The organism is Hyalangium sp. (genome assembly GCF_035629615.1).
Taxonomy (GTDB): domain Bacteria; phylum Myxococcota; class Myxococcia; order Myxococcales; family Myxococcaceae; genus Hyalangium.
Genome location: NZ_DASPHO010000684.1, coordinates 1 through 9088, shown reverse-complemented (window position 1 = coordinate 9088; position 9088 = coordinate 1). Strand labels below are relative to the sequence as shown.

General features: G+C 68.6%; 5 protein-coding genes. 4 read left to right on the top strand and 1 reads right to left on the bottom strand.

Annotated features, from left to right (window positions below; translation table 11 throughout):
* The 4 genes from VD972_RS34455 to VD972_RS34440 all read left to right on the top strand — a co-directional run.
* A partial coding sequence (locus tag VD972_RS34455; protein ID WP_324993050.1) for a DUF1801 domain-containing protein occupies positions 1 to 559 on the top strand: 559 nt, incomplete at its 5' end.
* A gap of 25 nt (positions 560 to 584) precedes the next feature.
* Entirely contained in the window at positions 585 to 2501 is a 1917-nt protein-coding gene (locus VD972_RS34450) for a WD40 repeat domain-containing protein (RefSeq protein ID WP_324993049.1), read from the top strand.
* A gap of 193 nt (positions 2502 to 2694) precedes the next feature.
* Positions 2695 to 3024, top strand: coding sequence for a hypothetical protein (locus VD972_RS34445; protein ID WP_324993048.1), 330 nt, complete (start codon positions 2695 to 2697; stop codon positions 3022 to 3024).
* Between the two features lie 139 nt (positions 3025 to 3163).
* Positions 3164 to 7777 (top strand): beta strand repeat-containing protein, encoded by a 4614-nt coding sequence (locus VD972_RS34440; protein WP_324993047.1) that lies wholly within the window; start codon positions 3164 to 3166, stop codon positions 7775 to 7777.
* 78 nt (positions 7778 to 7855) lie between these two features.
* Here VD972_RS34440 and VD972_RS34435 read toward each other — a convergent pair whose 3' ends face one another.
* Positions 7856 to 8674 carry a DUF3396 domain-containing protein gene (locus tag VD972_RS34435; protein WP_324993046.1) on the bottom strand — a complete coding sequence of 273 codons (819 nt, stop codon included), beginning with the start codon at positions 8672 to 8674 and terminating at the stop codon, positions 7856 to 7858.
* Between the last annotated feature and the right edge of the window lie 414 nt (positions 8675 to 9088).

The window sequence follows — 9088 nt, the reverse complement described above, 5'->3', positions numbered from 1 at the left end:
AGCATCCAGGGCCATGGCGACCCGAAAGAAGACGGCGGCGAAGAAGGCTCTAGCCAAGAAGGCTCCTGCCAAGAAGGCTCCTGCCAAGAAGGCTCCTGCCAAGAAGGCTCCTGCCAAGAAGGCTCCTGCCAAGAAGGCGGCGGCGAGGAGCGCTGAGCGCCGGGCTCCCGCGGGGCCCTCGGCCCGTGCGCAGGGGAAGACCGTGGATACCTACGTTGCTGGCCTGAAGGATTGGCGCGGCGAGACGATCGCCGCTCTGCGCCGGCTTATCCTCGAGGCCGCGCCGGGCGCCGCCGAGTCCATCAAGTGGGGTCAGCCCGTCTATGAGCTTGGTGGCCCGTTCGCGTACATCAATGCGTTCAAGAGCCACGTCAACTTCGGCTTCTGGCGCGGCGCCGAGCTGACGGACCCCAAGGGCATTCTCAAAGGAACCGGCAATCGCATGCGCCACGTCGAACTGCGCAGCCTCGCGGACATCGACACGGCCACGCTCCAGGCCATGGTACGCACGGCGGTGGAACTGAACCGCATCAAGGGCAACCCGACGATGCGGAGCTGAAGGCTCACGAGGGGAGGGGCGGAAGGTGCGGCACAGGGATGGAGACGCGCCGCCGGACGGCGCGCGGATACGCCTGGGGACGACTCGCTTTCGTCCCGGCCAGGGCTCCTTGCCGCCCGTCTTCTCCCCGGACGGCGAGCGGATCCTCGTGGAGGACAGTGACAGCCCACCGCGGGTCCACGTCCTGGAGGCGCGGACCGGGCGGCACCTGGAGACGCTGCGCTCGCTCTCCAGCGAGCTGGGGCGCGTGCTTGCGATGTGCTGGACGGCAGAGGGCATCCGCGTGGCGTGCCAGCTCTATGGCGGCAGGCCCGCAGTCATGGAGTACCCCCGCGCCCGCATGTGCCAGCTCGAGGCGAACGATCCGGCCTGGACCGACTGCGCCGCCTTCTCCGCGGACGGCGAGCGCGTGGCCATGGTGGATGATCAAGGTGCGGTGCGGGTGTGGAACACGGGCTCCGGGCGCATGTTCGCCCGCGCGCGGCCCTTGGCGGGGACCGTGGGCGGGGCGGGTGTCCGCAAGGCCCTGGCCATGTCCGCCGACGGGCGCTCCGTGGCGTGGAGCGTCGGCGATGCCCGGATCCACCTCTATGATGTGGCGTCGCGTCAGCTGCGGCCCGCACTTACCGGACACACGGAGCCGGTGGCGGAGCTCGCCTTCTCCCCAGATGGGACGCGCCTGGCCTCGGGGGCGGTGATGGACGAGCCCCTCATCCGCATCTGGGACGTGGAGCGAGGGGAGGCGGTGATGGAGCTGCCAGCTCTTGGAGCCCCCTCCTCGCCCGATGCCTTCGGTGCTCCCTGCCCCAGCTTCGCCTTCATCGGTCCAGGCGCGCGGTTGGCGTGGCTGGACGGCGACGCGCTGCGGACACGGGACCTGGCCACGGACGCCGCCACGTCACTGCCCGTGGGAGCGGTGCACTCGTATGGGCCCCTCAGCGCGTCGAGGGATGGCACGTATGTGGTCGCACGCGAGGGGCATGCGCTTCGGGCCTGGAGCCTCGACACCGGCGAGGCGGATCCGGCGCGCGACAGCCACTTCCAGCCCGTGCGGACCGTGGCCGTCTCCCCGGACGGAGCGCTCGCGGCGACGTCCGACGACACCGGCTGCGTGCGCATCTGGGACTTGGCCTGGGGACAGGGCATCGGAGAGCTCGAGCTGAGCTCCGCCCAGGGCTGTGTGCGCTTCTCGCCGGATGGCCGGTGGCTCGCAGTGGGCACCTCGGAGGGCCAGGTCCACCTCTGGTCGCGCGGCGAGGGCCGGGTGCTCCACTCCTTCCCCGCGCATGCGTCCCGTCTCGAGGCCCTCGTCTTCTCCCCCGACGGCTGGTGGCTGGCGACGTGCTCCGATCAAGGTGGGGACATCTCCGTGTGGTCCGTCCCCGGTGGCAAGCGCCGGCGTGTGCTCGAGAGCGGCGCTGATCGCCTCACCACGCTGGACTACTCGCCCGATGGGCAGTGGTTGGTGGCGGGCGCCATGGATGGGACGATTCGCTTCTGGAGTGCGCCCGAGGGCCGCCGGGCGCACGAGGCCCAGGCGCCGGACTCTTCCGTGCACCACGTGCGCTTCTTCCCGGACGGTCAGCGCCTGCTGTCCGTGGGCCTGCTCGACTCGGACTATCCGGACGATGGACCCGGTCAGCCCATGCTGCACATCTGGCACGCCGAGACGGGCCGGCTGCTCACCTCGCGCCGCGCGCGCTCGCACCAGCTGGAGCTCTCGCCCGACGGGCGCCAGCTGCTCTATGTCCCGTGGCGAAACCCGGCCTTGTGCGTGGAGGATGCCATGACGGGGGAGGAGCCTCGGACGCTCGTGCTGGTGCCCGAGGCCGAGAGCCACGGCTTCTCCCCTGACTGCAGCATCTGGGTGACGGGGCACCGGGACAGCACGGCGCTCGTCTGGGAGTTGGCTCGGTGGGGATTCGCTCCCCGGACCAAGTGAGGTGGCTCGGGCCAGGAGGCCTCCGCGCCGTGCCTGCTCGCAGGACCAGGAGGGTCCTCCACCGGGAGAGGACCTGACGCGGCGTGTACCTGGCCTCCCGGCCGCCGGCTGGAGCAAGCGGTGGCCTCGCAGAGGGGAGGGTGACTGGGAGAGCACGGAAGCGCTACGCTTCGTCTCCAGGAGGTCTCGAGCGATGGGGCACGGACACAAGTCTCGCGGTGCGGTGGATCGCATCTCAGGCCTCACCCGGGTCGAGAGCGCGGACGTCATCTCCCGCGTCCGCGCCACCGAGCGCGTCGTCGGAGCCGCCGCCGTCGGGTCGCGCATGCCGTCAGAGCGTTCCTTTGCCTCGGCGCTCGAGCGCAACAGCCGGGGGCTGGTGAGCTCCGAGCCGCTGCCCCAGCCAGAGCCTCGCCGCCCGCTCCCGCCACCCGCACGGGGGGAGGACGATCTTCAACTCCCCGAGCGCCTCCCCGACACCTTCCTGGGGCTGCTGTGGTGGAAGGTGAAGACCCAACTCTGAGCGTCCCACCCAAGCCAGGGGGGCGACTTCGACCCAGCCGAGAGTAGGTCTTTCTGCGACCGTAGGCTGTCGGGTAGAAGATGGAAGGTTCTGCGCTGCCCCCCAGCGGCGTGAGCCCTTCTTCCACCTCGAGGCATGTATGGCATCTCGTCCCCTGTCGCTCGGCTGGTGTCTCACGCTGGCTGCGCTCGTCGCAGGTGTCACCGGTTGCAACTGCGGGGGCGACCCAATACCTCCTGCGAGTGTGGATCTGCCGGATGCGGCGCTCTCCAAAGTCGAGGTGAGCCGCAGCGCCAACGTGCTGGCCAACGGCAGGGATGCCGTCACCATGAGCGTGACGGTGGTGAAGGCGGATGGAGCAGCGCTGGCGGGCCGCACGGTGCGGCTCGAGGTGTCGGGCGAGGGCAACACGGTGTCCCCTGCCTCGGGACAGACGAACCCGGACGGAGTGATGACGGCGACGCTGGTGTCCACCGGCGCGGGCACCAAGCGGGTGAAGGCCTCGGTGGAGACAGAGGACGGTCCGGTGGTGCTGAGCAGCCAGCCCACGGTCGAGTTCGTGCTGGTGTCGGCAGCGAAGCTGGCCTTCCTCAACACGAGCCTCCAGGCCACGGCGGGCGCGGCGGTGACACCCGCGGTGGAGGTGGAGCTCCAGGACACGGAGGGCAATCGGATCTTCGGCAGCACGGCCTCCGTGACGGTGGAGCTGGCGACGGGCCCGGCCTCGGCGCAGCTGGAGGGCACGGCCACCGTGAGTGCGGTGGATGGCGTGGCGAGCTTCCCCGGACTCATCATCAAGAAGGCTGGCACCGGCTACTCGCTGCGAGCCACCTCGGGCACGCTGACGGCGGCCACCAGCCCCACGTTCGACGTGGTGCCCGCGGCGCCCGCCGCGCTGAAGCTGACGGGACCCACCAGCATGCCTGCCGGCGGCACGGCGGACTTCCAGGTGGTGATCGAAGACGCGTTCGCCAACGTGGCCAGCAACTACACGGGCACGGTGCACTTCACCTCCACGGATGCCCAGGCGGTGTTGCCAGCGGACTCCACCTTCACCGCCGCGGACGCAGGCCAGAAGTCCTTCCCTGGGGTGGCGCTGCACACGGCCGGCTCGCAGACCGTGACGGCGACGGACACCGTCACCGCCACCCTCACGGACTCGGTGACAGTGAGCGTGGTGAGCGTAGGGGCCACGCAGATGATGCTCACCGTTCCGGCCACGCCCGTCACCGCGGGCAGCCCCTTCTCCGTCCAGGTGACGATGCGGGACAGCTCCGGCAACCTCGCCACCGGCTACATCGGCACGGTGCGCTTTACCTCCACGGATCCCCAGGCCGTGCTGCCGGCGAACTACACCTTCACCGCAGCAGACGCGGGCCAGAAGACGTTCAGCGGGGTGGAGCTGCGCACGGCGGGCACTCAGTCCCTCACCGCCACGGACACGGCCGCCGCCACCCTCACGGCCTCCCAGGACCTCACGGTGAATCCGGGAGCACTCGCAAGCCTGAGCCTCTCGGCCCCGCCAGCCGCCACGGCGGGCAGTGCATTCAGCGTCTCGGTCGGCGCGCGGGATGCGTTCGGCAACCTGGTGACTGGCTATACGGGCACCGTCTCGTTCAGCTCGGACGACACGGGGGGCACCCTGCCGGCGGACTACACCTTCACCGCGGGAGACGCGGGCAACCACGTGTTCAATGTCACCCTGGTCACGGCGGGCCTCCAGCGGCTGCGGATAACGGATGGCACGCGCAACGACAGCGCCGACGTCATCGTGAATCCCAGCAACGCCACGCGCCTGGAGTTCGTGGTTCCGTCGGGCTCGATCCCCGCCGGCACGGGGTTCTCCGTCACCGTGACGGCGTATGACGTGTTCAACAACGTGGCCACCGGCTACACGGGCACGGTGCAGTTCACCTCCTCGGATGGCCAGGCGGTGCTGCCGGCCGACTACACCTTTGGACCCGCTGATGACGGGACGGCCTCGTTCCCCGTGGAGCTGCGGACCGCGGGCAGCCAGACGCTCACCCTGACGCACTCCGTCCCCGGAGGGACCCTCAGCGACTCGAAGACGGTGACTCCGGCCAGCCCGGCTCAGCTCGCGTTCTCCGTGCAGCCGACGGGCAGCAACGCGCGTACGCCCCTCGCGGCGGTGAGCGTGACGGTCCGGGACGCGTACGGCAACGACACCACCGCCTCCAGCCCCACGGTGGAGCTGAGCCTCACCGGTGGCAATGTCGCCGCCACGCTGAGCGGCACGCTGAGCAGGGATCCCATCAGCGGCGTGGCCACCTTCTCGGACCTCTCGATCGACCAGGAGGGCAATGGCTTCCAGCTGGTGGCGACCGGCGGGGCGCTGACGCAGGCGACGAGCACTGCGTTCTCCATCTCCGACACGCTCGCCCCGGCTGCGGCGGTCATCACCGCGACCGCCGTCTCCACCAGCAGCGTCCGCGTCTCGTGGACGGCGGTGGGGGATGATGGCACTCAGGGCACGGCCGCGAGCCATGACCTGCGCTACGCGGCCGCTCCCATCACCAACTCCACCGAGTTTGATGCCGCCACACCCGTCTCCATTCCTCCGCCTCAGGCGGCCGGGAGCTCGGAGTCGGCGCTCGTCTCGGGCCTGGACCTCTCCGGCGACCACTACTTCGCGCTCAAGGTCAGCGATGGGGCGGGGAACTCCAGCCTCTCGAACAGCCCCAGGGTGGTGGGTGACCTGTGCACGGGAGTGGTTTGCACGCCACCGGCCGCCGTCTGCTCGGCCGATGGAAGGTCGACCGTCGGCTACACCTCTGCGTGCGTGGTGTCCGGCGGCGTGGGCATGTGCCAGGACACGCCGGCCACCGTGCTCTGCGCCTCGTATGAGACGTGCAGCGCCGGGGCCTGCGTGCCGACGACGGCAGGCAGCCAGGTCGGCAACATCATCATCACCGAGTTCAGCGCGCTGGGCTCGGAGTTCATCGAGCTCCGGAACACCACCACCGCTGACATCGACGTGCGCGGCTACACGCTCCGGAACGTCGCAGGCCAGGAGGTGGACATTCGCGCCCCGAGCGATCCGAACGGCACGGGGAGCACGCCGGTGGTGGTCCCCGCGGACGGCTACCTGTACGGCATCCCCAACCCGTCCGGCTCGATTCCCGGGGGCGTGGGCTTCGTCTACGGCGCGCCTGGCACCCCCTTCGCGCTGGCGGACACGGGGGACGCGGTGGCGCTCTACACGGCACCGCCCACGGGCACCCTGCAGGACGCGGTGGACTTCCGCGCCTACAACACCGATCCAAACACTCCGCTGACGGCGAGCGACTACGTAGGCTTCGCGGGCAGCTCCACCCAGCTGGATCCGGGGAGCATGGGTGTGGTCGGCAACGACACGGCGACCAACTGGTGTGTGAGCTTCTATGGGGCCGGCGTGAGGGGCGTGCGCATCACGAACACCGCGGGTGGCGCCAACGGGAGCTGCAAGGTGGCCGTCATCAACGAGATCTACATCGATGCACCCAGCACGGATGATGGCCAGGCGTTCATCGAGATCGCGGGTCCGGGTGGCTCCGTCATCGGTGGCGCGAGGATCACCGACGTCGAGGGCAAGGGAGCCAACGCCGGCGCACTCAACGCCTTTGGGACGTACACCCTCCCGGCGGGGGCCCGGATTCCCGCGGATGGGATCCTCCTCGTCGCTGACCTGACGTCGAGCGGGCAGACGTTGGTTCCCAACTTCGTGGCGGGTGTGGACCTTGGGAGGAGCAATGTGGACTTCGAGAACCCCGCAAGCGGGGACGCGGCCCAGCTCATCAACGCCGCGGGGACGGAGCTGCTCGATACGCTCGGCTACGACACGGGCGGCAACCCCCTGGACATCAACGTCGCCGTGAATGGCCTGGCGATGTATGAGACTGCCACGGCGTTCTACAGATCGGCCAACGGCGACTGGTCTGCCTCGCTGTCCCGCTCACCGCTCAGCACGGACAGTGACCAGAACCGCAACGACTTCCGGACAGATCCGTCTCCGACGCCGGGCCTGCCGAACGATCTGGCGAACCTCACCGTGGCAACCCTCACGCCGAATGACGGCCCCGCCACGCATGGTGCAAACGCCGTCGCGGTGGTCGGGACGGACTTCGCGCCCACCATGAGGGTGCAGTTCGGTGGCAACCCCTCGTCGCCCTGCGTCGTGAGCAGCCCCTTCACCGCGAGCTGCACGGCCGTCTCCAACATCGGCAACGCCGTTGCGCAGGTGAACGTGTCATTCACCGCCCCGGCGGATGTGGCAGCGCCCGGCGCCGTGTTCCTGGGCAATGCGTTCACCTACACGGGCAACGAGAACGAGACGGGCAACACCCTGGAGGCGGACTACTGCAACCTCCAGTTCCCCTCCGACTTCTCGGTGCCGAGCGGCACGATGACGCCCCTCATCTACGGCCGCATCTACGAGGCGGGCGTTACCGAGACCGAGGGTGCGCCTGCGGGCATCCTGGCCGAGGTGGGTTACGGCGCCAACGGCTCGAATCCGCGGAGCAACAACAGCTGGCGGTTCTTCCCTGCGACCTACAACGTGCAGTTCGGCAATGACGACGAGTTCATGGGCTCGTTCATCGCGCCGACGACTGAGGCCGCGTACTCCTACACGTTCCGGTTCAGCCAGGACAACGGCATGAAGTGGACGTACTGCGACTTGAATGGAGCGGGCTCCAACCTGGGCCAAGACTTCGATGCTACGCAGCTCGGAGTGATGACGGTGACGGCGCCGTAGCGCGGAGTGCCAAACCCGGGAGCCTGGCCGGTGTGCCAGGGCTCCTGGGTTCGTACGCGGGAGCAGAGCGCCGAGGGCTCAGTCCAGGAAGCGGCGCTCCCAGCGCTGCCAGATGTCTTGGGGGAAGTAGTACCCGCCACCCGAGTGGTAGAGCCAGGGCTCCAGCACGCGCGCCAGCTCCCGGTACTCGGGCAGGTTGCGGCCGGCCTCAGTGTCTCCAGCCTCCGGCCAGGGGCCCAGGGTGATGACCGCGCGGTCCCCCTCCAACTGCTGAACGGCGGTTCCGGGGGAGGACAGGCGGGCGCGCAGCCCCTCGACACCTCCAAGTTCCCCGAGCACGGGTTGGCCGAGGAAGGTCAGCCAGGCGGGCCCTTTCACCCGCCCGTTGAGCCCTCTGGCGATGGATTCCACGTCACCGATGTCCATGCCGGGGTAGCGTAGACAGAAACGGCTGAGGGCTTCTTCCGTTTCCCGATAGCCCAGGAGGGCGTTGAAGAAGAGGCCGGCATGGCCTGAGTCGTAGGGAAGAGCGGCGGCAAGCTCCATGGCGAGTTCACGCACCTGGCCTGGACCATGCTCCTCGAGAAACTCGGTTGGGAGGCAGAAGCCCACCGCCGACACCAAGGGAGGGTTGGGCTCAAAGAGTTTACCTAGTGACTTGCAGGAATACGTGAAATGGAATGCAGGAGCGCCTGACGGGTCGTCCGTCAATTCATGGTGGGACCAGTTCGACTCGAGAAGATCGCGCCTGAAGGTTTGCCAAGACGTGGTGTCCAGATACCCCCAGTCCTCCTGGTGATCATTATACCAGGCCAGAGCTTGAGGCCCCACGGCGTGCAAGTATATCTCGAACGAGCGCATCACCTCCCGTGCGATCTCATGATTGGGGCGCCGCATGTAGAAGCAGATCCAAAAACCATCGCGAATGATTAGCGCGCCGTGGCTTGCGTGGACTCGAACTCGTGGATAGTGCTCGCTCATTCTGGAAGGAGTCGTTTGATATCCCTGCGTGGAGAGACGCGCGCGGGATTGCCGCCGAAGGCTTCTTTGTACGCTTCACCTGGGTTCAATCTCTCAAAGGGGTGTCCCTTTGGGTAGCTACCCCAAACGGCTTCTTTGGTACCCGAGGCGCCCCGGGCCGCTCCACCCCGGCGCATGCACCGAGGAGGAGGGCCAGGCAGATGAGAGGAGATCGCATCACCTGACTCCGGTGCGCCCTCTCGTCACTGGTCGTCGCACGGAGTGCCCAGCCGGGCCCCCGTGTACACCCCCAGCTCGTTGTAGATCATCGGCAGGTTCTCGGTGATGGGC